This is a genomic window from Undibacterium sp. KW1 (assembly GCF_009937955.1).
Classification (GTDB): Bacteria; Pseudomonadota; Gammaproteobacteria; order Burkholderiales; family Burkholderiaceae_D; genus Undibacterium.
In genome coordinates this window covers 3,961,417-3,977,609 of record NZ_AP018439.1, presented here as the reverse complement: position 1 = coordinate 3,977,609, position 16,193 = coordinate 3,961,417, and the positions used below count along the sequence as shown (strand labels likewise).

The 16,193-nt window shown below is 54.0% G+C and carries 8 protein-coding genes; all 8 read left to right on the top strand.

Features of this window, described 5'->3' with window-relative positions; genetic code table 11:
* The first annotated feature begins 14 nt into the window (after positions 1-14).
* The 8 genes from UNDKW_RS17760 (at position 15) to UNDKW_RS17725 (ending at position 16,191) form a co-directional block, all read left to right on the top strand.
* Positions 15-3,941 carry an amino acid adenylation domain-containing protein gene (locus UNDKW_RS17760; protein ID WP_162059763.1) on the top strand — a complete coding sequence of 1,309 codons (3,927 nt, stop codon included), beginning with the start codon at positions 15-17 and terminating at the stop codon, positions 3,939-3,941.
* A 71-nt stretch (positions 3,942-4,012) separates the two neighbouring features.
* Positions 4,013-8,626, top strand: coding sequence for a non-ribosomal peptide synthetase (locus UNDKW_RS17755; protein ID WP_162059762.1), 4,614 nt, complete (start codon positions 4,013-4,015; stop codon positions 8,624-8,626).
* Positions 8,623-9,861 (top strand): hypothetical protein, encoded by a 1,239-nt coding sequence (locus UNDKW_RS17750; protein WP_162059761.1) that lies wholly within the window; start codon positions 8,623-8,625, stop codon positions 9,859-9,861. The genes UNDKW_RS17755 and UNDKW_RS17750 overlap by 4 nt, the downstream gene beginning before the upstream one ends.
* On the top strand, positions 9,858-10,880 hold the full coding sequence (locus UNDKW_RS17745; protein WP_232063029.1) for a 1-aminocyclopropane-1-carboxylate deaminase/D-cysteine desulfhydrase: 1,023 nt from the start codon (positions 9,858-9,860) through the stop codon (positions 10,878-10,880). The genes UNDKW_RS17750 and UNDKW_RS17745 overlap by 4 nt, the downstream gene beginning before the upstream one ends.
* Complete coding sequence (locus UNDKW_RS17740; protein WP_162059759.1) at positions 10,877-11,818, top strand: MsnO8 family LLM class oxidoreductase; 942 nt, start codon at positions 10,877-10,879, stop codon at positions 11,816-11,818. The genes UNDKW_RS17745 and UNDKW_RS17740 overlap by 4 nt, the downstream gene beginning before the upstream one ends.
* Positions 11,815-13,581, top strand: coding sequence for a fatty acyl-AMP ligase (locus UNDKW_RS17735; protein WP_162059758.1), 1,767 nt, complete (start codon positions 11,815-11,817; stop codon positions 13,579-13,581). The genes UNDKW_RS17740 and UNDKW_RS17735 overlap by 4 nt, the downstream gene beginning before the upstream one ends.
* Positions 13,582-13,602: 21 nt before the next feature.
* On the top strand, positions 13,603-13,872 hold the full coding sequence (locus tag UNDKW_RS17730; RefSeq protein ID WP_162059757.1) for an acyl carrier protein: 270 nt from the start codon (positions 13,603-13,605) through the stop codon (positions 13,870-13,872).
* Between the two features lie 63 nt (positions 13,873-13,935).
* Positions 13,936-16,191, top strand: a complete 2,256-nt coding sequence (locus UNDKW_RS17725; RefSeq protein ID WP_162059756.1) for an ABC transporter transmembrane domain-containing protein — start codon at positions 13,936-13,938, stop codon at positions 16,189-16,191.
* Positions 16,192-16,193: the final 2 nt, after the last annotated feature.

Below are 16,193 nucleotides of genomic sequence, written 5' to 3'. Positions count from 1 at the left end.
GCAAGGACACGCAAGTGAGCGGCAAACTGAAAAGTGGTTTTTCATTGTCACCAGTTCAGCAAAGGCTGTGGCAACTGGCGCAAAGAGATGGTCAGCAGACTTATCTGGTCAGCGTTGACTTTCATTGCGCTGGCGTGGATGAAGCACTATTGTGCCTTGCCTTTGACCATGTACTGGCCAGGCATGAAATCCTGCGCATGGAGTTTGGGGTATTGCCTGGCATGCAGTTACCTGTGCAGGCACCTGCTGAAACATTAGCGTCCACGCAAATAGCCCCACCACAGCTGGCTGCTATCCATGAAAACCAGCGCGCCTGTCTGCAAAAACTCAATGACAGTCATTACCGGCTAGGGTTATCTGCCTTGTGTGCCGATGCGCAGACGGCTTTGCTGATATTGACTGAAGTGGAAGAAAAGCTGGCCGATGCAGCATGGTGCGCCGCGCAGCATGTTATAAAATTTGCGGATGAAGACCTGCCCTTCACCAGTCTGGCTCAGTGGCAGCACGATATGCTGGCAGAGCCTCAGGATGTGCAGTTGCCAGTCTGGGACGCAGCTAACAGTTTGGTAGCGGGCAATCTGCCAGACTGGCCTTTCATGCGCAGGCAACGCCAGGCTACACCCTATGTCAAGCGTCAGCCTCTGGCATTATCAGCAGATTTGTCTGCCACCCTCAATGCGCTGGCTGAAAAAAACCAGTTGCCAGTTGCACATTTGCTTTATCTCGCTTGGGCCGTATTGTTATACAGATTATATCCGCAGTCACCTGCCGTGGCTTATCAGGCCAATGGCCGTGCCTATGAAGAAATGGCGGCGGCCATGGGGCCTATGGCGCGCTTTATCCCGCTGCATACTGTGATTAATCCGCATGCCAGCTTCATGTCATTGCTGAAGACATATAGCACCGCGATTGATGAAGCCTCCGCGCTGCAAGACTATATCGCACCGCTGGATAGCAAACAGGGCCTGGCGGCAGGTTTTTGCTGGCAGCAGGCGAGCACAGGCAAGCTGATAACAGCAGATGCACCTTTCGCCTGGACAGATGATTGCTTGCTGGTGTTGTCGGCTTATGCAGATGCAACAGGCCAGTTGCAACTGTATGTTGATTACGACATGGCAGTCTGCGACTCTGCCTGCATGCACAATTTGGAAGAAGAATTGCTGACCCTGCTGGCATCCATAGTCGCCAGTCCTGAGACACAGATAGATCAATTGACACTGCTAGGCCCCAATGAACGGCAGCAGATAATGCATGATTTTGCCGGGCCGCTGGTGCCGATTGCAGAGCCATGGCAGGCACCAGTGCAGGACATTCTTGCTTGCCTGGCAAAGCACCCCGAACAAATATTCATACAAAGTCCACTGACACAATTGAGTGGTCAGACTTGCTCACAGCGCATAGCAGAACTGGCCCAACATGTATTGCTGGCCAGACAACAGGATGAAACCAAGGCCAGGGTCGTGGCGGTATTGCTGGACCGCAGTGTAGATATGATAGCCAGTATGCTGGCGATACAGGTGGCTGGTGCGGCTTATTTGCCGCTGGACACTGCCTATCCAGAAGAGCGCATTGCCTTCATGTTGCAGGATAGTGGAGTCAGCGTATTGCTGACCAGTGCAGCTATTGCTGCTCAATTCAAACAGCAGGCTGTCTTCGCGGGTTTGCTGGAAAAAATAAGGCTGATCACGGTTGATACATTGCCCGCACTTGAAGATGCAGCAGCCCCGCAATTTCCTGTCTTGCGTACCACCGATCTGGCATATCTGATTTATACCTCGGGGTCGACCGGCCAGCCCAAGGCTGTCGCGGTAACCCATGGCGCGTTGGCCAATCACATGCAATGGATGCTCAGGGATTTACCGCTGGATGCAGACGATGCAGTTTTGCAAAAAACTGCCATCAGCTTCGATGCCTCAGTCTGGGAAGTATTTGCGCCATTGATGGCAGGTGCCAGACTGGTGCTGGCTGCCCCTGGCGTCGAAAGAGACCCGGAAGCCTTGTTGCAGACCCTGCAGGATTTTGATATCAGCGTGCTGCAACTCGTGCCCAGCATGTTGCGCATGATGGTAGGGCAGCCTGAATTTGCCAAATGCCTGCGCCTGCGTCGCTTGTGTTGTGGTGGCGAAGTGCTGGATGCTGAACTGGCGCGCCAGGTCTTAGTGGCTTTACCAACTTGTGCAGAGTGCATCAACCTGTATGGCCCTACCGAGGCCACGGTGCAAGTCGTCTATGAAAAAGTCAGCATGGATGACGTGGTGGTTGCCATCGGCAAGCCCATAGACAATACCCACATCTATGTCCTCGATGAATACTTGCAAGTACAACCAATTGGTGTGCGCGGTGAGCTGCATGTGGCAGGTGCCAGTCTGGCGCAAGGCTACTACCTGCGTGAAGCCTTGACAGCAGAGCGTTTCGTCAGCGATCCATTCGTGCATGGCGAACGCATGTGCCGCACCGGCGACCTTGGTGCCTGGCGCATGGACGGCAAACTTGATTGTTTTGGCCGTGCAGACCGGCAAGTCAAGCTGCGCGGTTACCGCATAGAACTGGGCGAGATAGAAACCATTGTTGCCGCACAGTCTGAGGTGCTGATGGCTGCTGTGGTAGTCGATAGGGATGCCGCAAACATAGACCAGTTACTATGCTTCTATACGCTCAAGCCAGGAGCCAGTGTGACAGTCGCCAGCATCAAGGAGAAATTGGCCGCTGCTCTGCCTGACTATATGCTGCCAAACTGGCTGATACCGATTGATGCCTTCCCCTTCATGCCCAACGGCAAGGTCGATAACAAGGCCTTGCTGAAGCTGCGGCCATCGAATACCGCCATCTCACAGGCACCGCGCGATACACTGGAAATGCGCCTGGAACGTATCTGGGAAAGCGTCTTGCATGTATCCCAGGTCGGCATTACCAGCAATTTCTTTGATCTCGGTGGGCATTCCCTGCTGGCCGTGCGTCTGATGGCCGAGATAGAAAAAGAATTTGCCCACAGACTGCCGCTGACTTCGCTTTTTTCTGCACCCACCATTGCTGCCCAGGCAGAACTCTTGCGCAATGAGAGCCTGCAACTTGATCCTGTCGTGATACCCATACGTGCAGGCAATCCCCAGCACACGCCCATCGTACTGGTACACCCTACCGGCGGCAGTGTCTTGTGTTATCGCGACCTCGCCAGTGGTTTGACGACAGACCGGCCAGTGATCGCCCTGCAAGACCCTGGCCTCATGGGGGTAGCAACTTATACAAGCGTGGAAGAACTGGCCAGCCTGTATCTGGACAAGATTGCCCCGCTGGTCAAGGATCAGCGCTATTTGCTGGCAGGCTGGTCCTCGGGTGGCATCATCGCTTATGAAATGGCAAGACAGGCCCTGGCGCGCGGTTATGAAATTGCCTTCCTGTGCCTGATAGACAGCCAGATTGCGCCACTGGCGGAATCTGCGCCGCCGCGTGAACGTTTATTGCGCTCCATCTCGCGCCTGATCGCGCACAAGGCAGACATCGCCTGCCCAGATTTATCTGGTCTTCCTTTTGATACTGCCTTGCAGCGCCTGCTGGAACTGGCGCGCGAAGCTGATTATGTGCCACCGCATGCCGATGAAAAAGAAATCGCGCGTTTGTTCCATGTGTTTGAAAAAAATGTGACAGTGATAGGCCGCTATGCCGCTGGCCCTCTGCCACGACGCACCCTGCTCATGAAAGCCACACAGGCTTTGCCGGAGGCGATACGTGAAGCGGCAGTGCATTACAACTCTGAAGAAAAACACCTGGGCTGGGACAAGCTCTGCTTTGTCAAAGTGCGAGATATTGTCGGCGACCATATGTCGATGATGGAGACACCAAGAGTCAATGCGGTAGTAGCAGCCCTGGATCAGGAATTGAAGGAAGTCGAACGCTTGCATGGCCTGGGGCGGCAGATACTCTTGCCCATGCTAGGTCTGTAGATAGGAATGAAAAACTTGTTTTTGCTAAATAAACATTGATTACATAAACATTGATGAGGGCTGGAACAAATATGGAAATGGTTTTTCCCCTGACGGCCATGCAACAAGGCATGCTGTTTCACCATTTGCGTGAACCAGCCAGTGCTGCTTATTTCCAGCAATTGCAGGTACGCCTGCAAGGTGAGCTGGATACAGCAAAATTGCAGCAAGCCTGGGAAACTGTCATCGCCCATCACTGCGCCTTGCGCATGCGCTTCCTGTGGACGGGAGACCAGCCTCGCCAGCAATTGCAGGCTGCAATCGTCCTGCCATTCAAAGTCGTCGATTACAGGCATTCACCAAAGCAAGAACATGATGCCTTGCGCCAGCAATTCTTGCAGGCAGACAGTCAGCAAGGCTTTGCACTGGATAGCGCGCCGCTGATGCGCGTCAACATCCTACGCTGGGCTGAACACGAATGGGAGATGGTCTGGAGTCATCATCACCTGATACTCGATGGCTGGGCATCTGGCCTGGTGTTGGCTTCAGTAGCGCAAGTGTATGCTGATTTATTGCAGGGCAAGCCTGTCAACCTGTCAGCCGAACGCCCGTATACAGAGTTTTTGCAATGGCTGGGCAAACGCGATAACCTGGCGGCGGAAGATTACTGGCGTCATGCCCTGCATGGCTTAGAGCAAGCGACCAGTTTGCCAGTGCTGAAACGCAGTACCGGAACCGTTGCAAAAGTCCTGGCTTTTGAAAGCCTGCTGGTTGCTGATGACTTTAGTGCATTATCAACCCTGTCGCAAAAAACCGGAGTGACCACTGTCAGCGCCATTATGGCTTGCTGGGGTTTGCTTTTGTCCAGATATGCAGACAGCAAGGATGTGCTGTTTGGTGTCACCACTTCTGGCCGCCCTGCTGAACTGGATGGGGTAGAGCAGATGGTAGGCCTGTTCATCAATACCATTCCGCTACGCATCAAACATGGCGCAGACCACAGCATTGCCAGTCTGCTGACTGATGTGCACAGGCACCTGGCCGCATCGCGTGAACATGAACACAGCAGCCTTAGCCGCATTGCCGAATGGAGTGAACTACCATCGTGCCAGGCATTGTTTGACACTATCGTCGTCTATGAAAATTACCCGCTGGCAGTGCAGGGTAATCAACTAGGTAATGCCAGCATTATTGATTACCATTTGCAGGAAGAATCGAATTATCCACTGACCCTGATTGTCGAGCCCAAAGATGATGGCCTGCACTTACGCTTGCTGGTAGATACTGCGCGTATAGAACCTGCAACAGCGCAAGCCATGCTAGATCAATATCGCTTCTTGTTGCAGCAACTGGCACATGCGAATAGCGAGCAGCCGGTGAGGGATGTGCATTTGCTGACGGTAGAGCAGCGTGAACTGCAATTACAGCAATGGAATGACACTGCCTGCGCATATGACACTACGGCCACGCTGGCGAGTATTTTCATAGACCAGGCAGCACGCACGCCGGGTGCAACAGCCCTCATCGACGCGCAAGGAAGCATGAGCTATGCGAGTTTGCAAGACAGGGTCAGTCAGGTGGTGCATGCCATCAATGCCCTGGGATTGAGCGCAAATTCACCAGTCGCCGTCAGGCTCACGCGTGACCGCGAAATGCTCATTGCCCTGCTGGCCGTAGTCGCCAGCGGCCACCATTATGTGCCTATTGAACCGCAACTGCCTGCCGCCCGCGTCATGGCGATTTTTGACAGCTTGCCAGTACGCAGCATATTGACGGTCAGCAGTCTGATAGACAGCACGCAGGCTCTGGCAAACGAGCGGCAATTACAGGTCGTCTGTGTTGACCAGACAACGACTCTGCCAATCGCAGCCTTGCAAAATCAGGCCCGTCCGCAAGACCCGGCTTATGTGATCTTTACGTCTGGTTCCACCGGCAAGCCCAAGGGCGTACTGGTCTTGCATCAAAAAGCCATCAATCTCATAGAGTGGGTGAACCACACATTTGACATAGGCGCACAAGACAAGCTCTTGTTCGTCACTTCACCCGCATTTGATTTGTCGGTGTATGACATCTTTGGCATATTGGCCGCAGGTGCTGTCGTCAGGATAGCTAGTGAGGCCGAGATTGCAGACCCTGAACGTTTGCTGAAAATAATAGAATCAGAAAATATCAGCTTCTGGGATTCAGCCCCGGCAGCCTTGTGGCAACTGGAATCATTATTGCCGCAGCGCTCAGCGACTTCCAGGTTGCGCCTGATTTTCCTCAGTGGCGACTGGATACCGCTGGCCCTGCCAGACCGTATGAAAGCCGCTTTCCCCGGTGTCTGCGTCGTTGCCCTCGGTGGTGCGACTGAGGCAACCATCTGGTCGAATTACCATATCGTTGGAGAGCTACAGCCAGACTGGGTCAGCGTTCCTTATGGCAGACCGATACAAAATGCCCGCTACTACATACTTGATGCAGACTTGCAGCCATTGCCTGTGGGCCTGCCCGGCGACTTGTATATAGGCGGTGATTGCCTGGCCGAAGGCTATGTTGGCCAGCCTGAGTTGACGGCAGAACGCTTCCTGCATGATCCCCATGCCAGGCCAGATCAAAAAGATGCACGTATGTACAAGACCGGTGACCGTGCGCGGTTTTATCCTGATGGCGTCATGGAATTCCTGGGCCGGCTTGATAACCAGGTCAAGATACGCGGTTTTCGCATAGAGCTGGGTGAAATAGAAATCGCCATGAGCAGGCATGCAGCGATACGTGATGCGATCTGCATAGTGCATGACCACAATGAAGCTGGCCCGGCCTCGGGCAAATCCGATAAGGAATTGATTGCCTACTACGTCCTGCATCCTGGCCAGAACCTGGGGGCTGAGGAATTACGCCTGCATCTGCAAGCGCAACTGCCAGCCAGCATGTTGCCCTCGCACTTTTTGCAGCTTGATAGTGTGCCAGTGTCTGTCAACGGCAAGGTGGACAGGAAAAACCTGCCACTGCCTGAGCGCAATGCACATGCAGCGCAGCAGGCAGGCGCTGATGCTGTGCAAGACATCATCGCTGCAGCCTGGTCAGAAGTATTGTCCGTGCCAGGCGTGCATGGCACGGATGATTTCTTTGCCCTGGGTGGACATTCATTGCGGGCCACTGCCGTCATGGCAAGACTGCGGGCAGCCTTCGCGGTGGACCTGCCTTTGCGCCTGATATTTGAATATACGACATTGCAAACTCTGGCAGCAGCAGTGCGCGAATTATTGAGCGGTCATGCGCAAGCACAGGCGGTGACTTTGCCCACATTGAATCGCACTCAGGGTTTGCCTTTGTCACGTGCGCAATCGCGCCTGTGGTTTTTGCACAAGATGGAACCAGCCAGCGCCAACTACAATGTCGCACTGGCAGCACGGCTGGATGGCAATCTGGACCAGGCTGCTTTCCAGCGCGCGGTACAGCAAGTGGTGGCGCGTCATGAAATACTCAACCTGCGTATACAAAAGCAAGGGCAGGGCGCTGTCATGCAGGCTGTGACTGATGAGGCTAGCCTGGCAATTCATGTCGAAGATATAGTTAAAGAAAATCTGGATGAAACGCAGGCCAATGCCAGGCTCAAACAACTGGCCAGCCAGGCCTTGGATCTGGAAAATGAAAGGCCGGTACGCCTGAGCCTCTTGCTCAATGGCGACCAGCAAGCCTATGTGCTGATACTGATACACCATATCGCCACCGATGGCTGGGCGATTGCCCTGTTTGCGCAAGAACTCTTGCAGGCCTATGCCGCTGAAGTGAACCGCATCCAGGCATTTACAGAACCTGCATTGCAATATGCAGACTTCAGCCACTGGTGGGAACAGCAGGTGCAGGAACAATATCTGGATAAGGAAATGCAGTACTGGAAACAGCAACTGGCTGCCTTGCCACGCCTGAATTTGCCGACCGATTTCCCGCGTCCTGTAAACAGCAGCCATGCTGGTACACGCATCAGCTTCTGGCTTGATGCCAAACTGTCCGATGATTTGCGCCGTGTCGCACGTCAGCATTCAACTACCCTGTTCATGCTCTTGTTGACGGCTTTTCATGTCGTCCTGCGTCACAGGTCTGGCCAGGAAGATATCGTTGTTGGCAGTGATATCGCTGGCAGGGATCATCCGCTGGCTGAAAAAATTCAGGGTTTCTTCGTCAATCAACTGGTCTTGCGCAGTAATTTTTCTGATTGCAACAGCTTTGCCGACATGCTGGGCAAGGTCAGACAAACCAGCTTGCAAGCGTATTTCAACCAGCACCTGCCATTTGACTTGCTGGTGCAAGAACTGAACCCGCCACGGGATGCCGGTGGCATGCCGCTGTTCCAGCACAAGTTTGTCCTGCAAAATGCACCGCTGGCGGAACTGGATAATAAGCACTTCCAGATACAGGCAGTCGATTTGCATACCGATACCGCAAAATACGATTTGCTGCTGACTGTCATTGATGAGCCACAATTGCGTGCCACACTGGAATTCAGTACCGAACTATTTACCGTAGCAACTGCGCAAAGCATACAACGAGAATTTATCGCCGTGCTGGGCCAGGTCGCCGCTGACGCAAGCATCAGCTATGCCAGTCTGGCCAGCATGTTGTCACTCGATGGTACAGAACGCCAGGAAGCGGCAAAACGTGATTTGCGCAAGAGTGGCTTGCAAAGACTCAAGGAATTGCGCAAGCCAGGGGTAATACTATGATTAACATCATCATGAAAGATGCGATGACAGAGCAAGCAAGTATTACTGCCCACAAAGTAGGACGGGTTTTGTGGGATGTGACAACAGTAGCGGCTGATCTGCATGCAGCCCTGTCAGTGATTTTACCCGATCTTGATATGCGGTTGGCAGCACTGCGCCAGGAACTGCCTTGTGCCCATGGTATCAATCCCTTTCAGTCTGGCGCATATCAGCGGCCTTATCGCCACTTGCGGGCTTTTTACCAGGACACTGGGGCTGGTGTGCTGGCGCACAAGGGGACGGAAGTGTATGCACATGACCTTGACCAGCACCTGGCGGTATTGGCGCAATTCCGTATTGATTATCCCGTACGCGGTAAGTCGCTATTTTCTGCGACTGAGCATTTTGCCCTGGTTGAACAAAAAATCCCGCTGGCCATCAGCGCCTATGAAGCAGTGGAAGATGCGAAGGCAGCCTGCATGTTGCAGCAGGCGCATTTAAAACGTTTTGGAAATCTTGCCAGCATACCTACACCCTTGCTGGTAATACAGTGGCCCGCATCCGCACGCGACAGTCATCTCGCTGCCTTGCGTAGCCTGTTGTCAGAACGGGCCATGCGCATAGTCGAAACTTCATCCGCAGATGGGGTGGCGGCGATCATCTATCACTACCCCAGCCTGCCTTTACGCGTTGCGCATTTGCCTGTGGAATTGAAAAAGCTTGGTAATACGCCCTGGCTGCAAAGACTGAGCAGCCTGACTGCAGGCTATGGACTGACGCCGGAACAGGTGGTCGATCGCTGGATAGACCTGGTTGCCCGCATGCTGGCCCTGGGTTTCTTGCCTGGACGCACAGAACACATAGGCATAGGCCATTGCCTGGAAATGCAAAACGCCGTCATCGATGGTGGCTTTGTTGATCTGGGTTCCATCATCCCTATGGTTGAAGTCAGGAGCGATGCCGCTTTCATGGAAATGCTGATGGCTGCCTTTGCTGACCTCAGTAAAACCGTGCGCCACTTCATGCTGGGGCCAGTGGCTGATGTAGAGGCGGAATACCGCAATCCTTCCTTACTCATGCTGGCCTGCCTGCAAAGAGTCGTGCCTGCACTCTTGCAAAAGTTACGCACCTATCCTGAACTGGAGCCACGCCTGCAAGCCTATCTGGATCGCAGCGAGTCTGGCTGTTTCAGCGCACTGGTGGAAGAGTTTCAATATTTAAGCCCGGCCATGCTCAATCCGGCGGAGCATGCATGATGACAGCCCGACTACTTACCGAAATGGTGCCTGGCCTGGATGCCATGTATAAACCTGTCGATCTGGTACAAAGGCCGACTCCCATCAGCCAAGAAACCACCCTGGCAGCACGCTGGAAGCTACAGGAGTTATGGGTCAAGCGCGATGACCTTAGTTCCCCCATCTATGGCGGCAGCAAGGTCAGGAATCTCGAATATTTCTTTGGCGATGCGATAGCCAAAGGCGCGACCAGTGTCGCCACCATGGGGCCACTTGGCAGCCATCAGGTATTGGCGACTGCCACCTTTGCCCGTATCCATGGCCTGCATGCACGCGCCTTGCTGACACCGCAGCCAAATGTACATGAGGCCGGGTTGAACAAGCGCCTGTTGCCAGCATTGGGGATGGAATTCCTGCGCTGTGAACGCTTCCTCGACGTGCCCATGGCTTTTCTGCGCATACGTTACTCCCGCCATCAGGGGCAGCGCCCTTACTGGATACCGCCAGGCTCTCATCATCCCATAGGCGTGCTGGGCGTCATCGAAGGCGCTCTGGAAATTGCGGCTGCCATCAAAAGTGGTGAGCTGCCCATGATAGATGACATCGTCGTCCCCACCGGTACTTGCGCTACCGCATCCGGCGTCTGGCTGGGCCTGGCGATGGCAGGTTTGCCGATACGTGTGGTGGCGGTGCGCATGGTGCCCATGATGATCACGGGGCCAGGAAAAATGAAAAAGCTGGCAATGAAAACCCTGGCCTTGTTGCGCGAAGCTGGTTATACCAAAGAGCCACAGTTTGGCGACATACTCTGGGTTGATGACTTTGCCGCACCAGGTTACGGGCAAAGCAATGCAGATGCCGACGCAGCCGCCCAAGAAGTGGCAGAAGCCAGCAACTTCCGCACCGAGACCACCTATATCTCCAAGACACTGGCGATGTTCCGCAAGTCCACCCTGCATGGGCGGCGCGTGTTGTTCTGGAATACCTATAGTGCGGTTGATCCTGATCCTTCCACCATTTGTGCAAAGGCGGCAGCATGAGTAGCTTGAGCTTATCACTGCTGGATCTGGGCATTATTGCCCCCGGCCAGAATGGTGCAGATGTATTGGCGCAAACCTTCAGGATGGCGAAACTGGCCGACCAACTGGGTTATGAGCGACTGTGGCTGGCCGAACACCACGAATCCCATTTCTCCTGGGCCGCGCCGGAAATGATGCTGGCAGCGCTGGCACAAGCGACGCAACGTATAGGCCTGGGTTCGGCAGCAGTATTACTGCCGCTGTATAGCCCGCTGGCTGTGGCTGAAAATTATCGGGGCCTATCTGCCTTGTCAGGTGGCCGTGTCGTGCTGGGAGTTTGTGGCGGCGTGCCTGCTGATCCTGTTGCACTGGCCGCTTTGACAGGTACTGATGAGCCACCCGCTGTTATCACCAAACAGTTTGCTGAAAAGCTGGCGGATTTGAAGCGCTATCTCGATGGTGATTTCCCTGAAGGGCACCGCTTTGCGCACGCAGCCACACCATGCTTTGCTGAAAGACCACCATTATGGATCATGGGTTCAGGCTTTGGCACGGCAGAACTGGCAGCAAAGTCGGCAGCCAGCTATGCCTACTCGCTATTTCACAGAGCCAGTACACAGGATGCTGCCATCACCGCTGCCTATCAACGCCAGTATGGCGAATATCAGGGCAATACAGACAAGGCAGAAATAGCCATCGCTCTCAGTTGTGTCTGTGCTGATACCGAAGAGATTGCCCAGGCTCAAAAGCAGCAGGTAGAAAGCTGGATAGGTAGCACTATGCGCGTCAATATCTGTGGCACGCCTGCGTCCTGCCGCGACCAGTTACTCGCGATACAGGAGCGCTACGAGACAAACAATATCATCATCTATCACATGTGGCATCTCGAAGAACGCAAGCGTGCCGCTATTGTCGCGCTGGCAGAATTATTTCAACTGGAAGCTGATTTGAAGCCATGACACTGAGCCTGTTAGAGAAATTCCGTGCCGACCTCGACATTGATGCGCATGCAGCAGCCATGTCCTGGGTGCCAGAACGTTCGCAAGACCTGGCAGAGCATCTGAGCCGTGCAGAACTGGATGCGGCCAGTGAATGCATAGCCCGTGGCCTGTTGCAACTGAGCTGGCCTGAAGATCATCCGCGCATGATGATACTGGCGTTTTCACCCGGGCTGGATTTCATACAGGCCTTTCTCGCCTGTCAGATGGCGGGCGTCATCGCTATTCCCATCGCCATGCCAAGACGCGGACGCGAAGCACATATACTCGAAGCCATCGTCAGCAATTGCGGCGCGACGATGACGCTGACCAGCGAGAGTGAAGTGTTGCGATTACAGGATGTATTTGCCTCCAGCCCGGCTTTGGATCGCATGCATATACTCAGCACCATACAGTTGAAGGTATTGGGCGAGGGGCGCAGCATGGCGAGGTACAAGGCACAGGAACATGCCTTCATCCAGTACACCTCAGGTTCCAGTAGCCTGCCCAAGGGAGTACTGGTCAGTCATGCCAACCTGGCAGCCAACCTGGCACTCATACAGAAAGACTTCAAGGTTGATCCCGAGTTTGTCATGGTCAACTGGCTGCCGCATTATCATGACATGGGTTTGATAGGAGGTTTGCTGACGCCACTGTATGGCGGCATACCCGGTGTCAGCATGGCACCGTCAGCCTTTATCAAACGACCGGTGCGCTGGTTGCAACTGATATCGGCACAAGATGATGGCCGTAAAGTCATGTCCGGTGGCCCCAATTTTGCCTATCAGCTTTGTGCTGATCGGGTGGCCGATGCCGATATAACAGACTTGCGCCTGCAAGCCTGGAAGACAGCCTACAACGGTGCAGAACCGATACGCGCCATCACTCTGCAAAAATTCGAGCAACGCTTTGCCCAGGCAGGTTATTCCAATACGAATATGCTGACCTGTTATGGCCTGGCAGAAACCACGCTGTTTGCCACCGGCAACCATGACCCTGTCATACGCTCTGTTTCAGTACTGGGTCTGGAGCAGGGCAATATAGGTGCACCGCTGAATGAAGAAGACAGCCGCCTACTGGTCGCCAGCGGACATGCCGACCCTGAGCGCATAGCCATTGCCGACTCGGTCAGCAAGCTCAGACTGGTCGATGGCAAGATAGGTGAAATCTGGATCACTGGCCCCAGTGTGCCTGAGACTTACTTCAATAATCCTGAGCAAAGCCAGCTGACTTTCCATGCACAGTTCGCTGACCAGCCTCAGTCGCGCTATCTGGTGACAGGTGACATAGGTGCCATTGTTGATGGGCAACTGTATGTGACCGGGCGCAGCAAAGAGTTAATGATTGTGAATGGCCGCAATATATATCCTCATGATGTGGAAGCATTGATACAGAATGCAGTCGCCGGGATTGAGGATGTTGCCGTTTTTTCTTATGATGATGCGAGCGCAAAAAGTGAAAGCATTATCGTCATCTGCGAGCTGGCACGCACTGCGCGCGGCTGGTTTGCAGACACGGCTGAGCAGACCCTGGGTGCAGAACTCGAAAAACTCGCCAACCAGATCAGGCTGGCAGTAGCACCAGCAGAAATTGCGATTACCCATCTGCGTTTTGTTGGTCCCATGGGCATCAGCAAGACCACCAGTGGCAAAACCAGCTATGGCCAGAATCGCAGGGCGTTTTCTGAATTGCCTGAAAGTATCAGATCACGCACAGCATCAGCAGAATTCCGCAGCAAGGATTAAGCCTTCTATCCAGGAAAAACAATGACAGAAAAACTGGCAACAAAATCATGGAATGCAGAACAACTGGAAGACTGGCTCATCAGGCGGGTAGCTCAGTTGATGGGACAGGCCGAAAATGACATAGACCCCGACATGCCTTTCAACAGCCTGGGCCTGGATTCTATCAATGTCATGGACCTTATCGTCGAGCTGGATGATTTGCTGGGCATAGAAATTGAATCGACCATCGTCTGGGATTATCCGACGATACATCTGTTAAGTGCATACATAGCGACATTGATAGCGCATTGAGAGACATTCAGAGACAGCAAGGCAGCACGCCAGTCGGCATGGGTAAATTAAACCGGAGCAAGCATGAGCGATCAAACGGCAGCACCCAAAAAAGAAAACAGTAAACCCGCAGACGGCGAGCATAAAACCAGTTTCTGGGGCTTCATCGGCCAGGCACTGGGTTTGGCCTTTACCTATCGAATGCTGGCCAGCCTGGTGGCATTGGCTTTGCTGGTGCAGATAGGCTTTAATCTGCTCATGCCCTTAAGCTACCGCTATATCTTCGACAAGGCCATCGTCAACAAGGATATGCCTCTGTTGGCAATGCTGCTGGGCATACTGGCTGTGGGTTTCCTGCTCAATGCGGGGGCTGGGCTGATGCAGGATTTTGGTACGGCGACCATAGGCTCCCGCATTTCCAAGAGTTTGCAGGAAAGGATGTTCGCCAATCTGCAGAAGCAATCGACCGATTTCTTCAGCAAGACACCGCAAGGCGACATCGTTGCCTGCTTTGGCCCTGATGTGATGGCGATAGAAACCGCCCTGGTGCGCGGCCTGCCCAGTTTTTGCATGCGCCTGGTGACCATCGTCACCAGCCTGGTCCTGCTATTTGTCATTGAGTGGCGGCTGGCCATGGTGGCGCTGGTACTCATGCCCATGATTGCCTTTGCTCCCAAGCCATTCGGCCCACGTGCGCGCAAGTTTGGCCGTTCACGCGATGACCTGCAATCCGGCAATGCCGGCCTGGTGCAAGAGAACCTGTTGAACCACCTGACCATACGCACCTTCAATCTCAGCAAATACCGTGAACAGCAATTCGGTGAAAGGCTGACGCGTTTGCAGGAAGATGATTTCAGGGCCAATTTCTTTACCTCCATGATAGGCCGCTCCACCAATGTCGCTGCCGGTTTTTTGCAGATAGGTGTACTCGGTGTTGGTGCCATCCTGGCCGTCATGGGTTTTTTGACTACGGGTTTGCTGATTGCCTTCATAGGCCTGCTGCTCAATATTGGTGGAGCTACCGACAACCTGACCCAGGCCATCCCTTTGCTGGTACAGGGCATGAACAGTTATTCGCGCATTCAAAAACTGCTGGGTGCGCAACCAGCCTTGCCAGACAGCCCAACAGCTACGGCATTGCCAGCGATACAGGAAAACCTCAAACTGCAAGGCGTGGAATTTGCGTATCAGGCTGATCACCCCATCCTGCGAGGCGTCGATATAGAAATCCCGGCGGGCAAGACGGTTGCCATCGTCGGTGGCTCCGGCTCCGGTAAATCGACGGTACTGTCTTTGCTGATGCGCTTGTATGATCCCAACAAGGGCAAGATCTTGCTCGATAATGTGGACTTGCGTGATGGTACAGAAGCATCGCTGCGCGCACAAACCAGCGTGGTCTTGCAAAACACAGCCTTGTTCGACACCAGCATCGCAGAAAACATACGCATGGGCAGGCTGGATGCAACAGACGAAGAAATTGTCGCCGCCGCCAAGAATGCTGGCATCCATGATCTGATAGAGACTTTCCCGGATGGCTACCAAAGCGTAGTCGGCAGCCAGGGCGGCAGCCTGTCGGGTGGACAGCGCCAGCGTATCGCCATAGCCCGTGCGCTATTGCGCAACCCACGCATACTTTTCCTGGACGAAGCCACTTCAGCACTTGATGCTCATACTGAAGCCGAGATAGGCGCGACCCTCGATGCCATCTCTGCCGACTGGACCGTAGTGTCTGTTACCCACCGCTTTACCCATATCACCAATTACGATCTCATCATCGTCATGGAAAAAGGCCAGGTGGTGGAGTCGGGCACGCATGAAGAACTACTCGCCAAGGATGGCCGCTATGCCATGCTGTGGCGCAAGCAAAGCGGCTTTACGATTACTGATGACGGCAAGGCCAGCGTATCTGTAGAACGTCTCAGGGGCATCCCTTTCCTGTCTGAATGCTCGGACGAAGTCTTGCAAAAACTCTCGAAGTCGCTGGTGTCAGAATCCTTTGCCGCAGGCAAACCGGTATTTGAAGAGGGCGAACCTGGTAGCAAGTTCTACATCGTCGCCCGTGGCAAACTGGAAAACTATGTGAAGCTCGAAGGTGACAAAGAAACGCCGCTGGGCATGCTCGATGACGGCGACTACTTTGGTGAAATGGCCCTGATACGCCCGGTACCGCGTACCTGGTCTGTGCGTGCGGTGGTCGATAGTACCTGCATCAGTCTCGACAGGCAGCAATTCATGGAGTTGATGGATGCGGATCCTAAACTGAAAGAAGCGGTGACAACGACCGCCTATGAAAGGGCTGCGGAGTGGACGCAGGCGATCATGGAAGCCGCAGACGCCTGATT

Coding starts and splice junctions, on each gene's coding strand:
- UNDKW_RS17725 (WP_162059756.1), top strand. CDS start 13,936: ATGAGCGATCAAACGGCAGCACCCAAAAAAGAAAACAGTAAACCCGCA.
- UNDKW_RS17745 (WP_232063029.1), top strand. CDS start 9,858: ATGATGACAGCCCGACTACTTACCGAAATGGTGCCTGGCCTGGATGCC.
- UNDKW_RS17735 (WP_162059758.1), top strand. CDS start 11,815: ATGACACTGAGCCTGTTAGAGAAATTCCGTGCCGACCTCGACATTGAT.
- UNDKW_RS17740 (WP_162059759.1), top strand. CDS start 10,877: ATGAGTAGCTTGAGCTTATCACTGCTGGATCTGGGCATTATTGCCCCC.
- UNDKW_RS17730 (WP_162059757.1), top strand. CDS start 13,603: ATGACAGAAAAACTGGCAACAAAATCATGGAATGCAGAACAACTGGAA.
- UNDKW_RS17755 (WP_162059762.1), top strand. CDS start 4,013: ATGGAAATGGTTTTTCCCCTGACGGCCATGCAACAAGGCATGCTGTTT.
- UNDKW_RS17750 (WP_162059761.1), top strand. CDS start 8,623: ATGATTAACATCATCATGAAAGATGCGATGACAGAGCAAGCAAGTATT.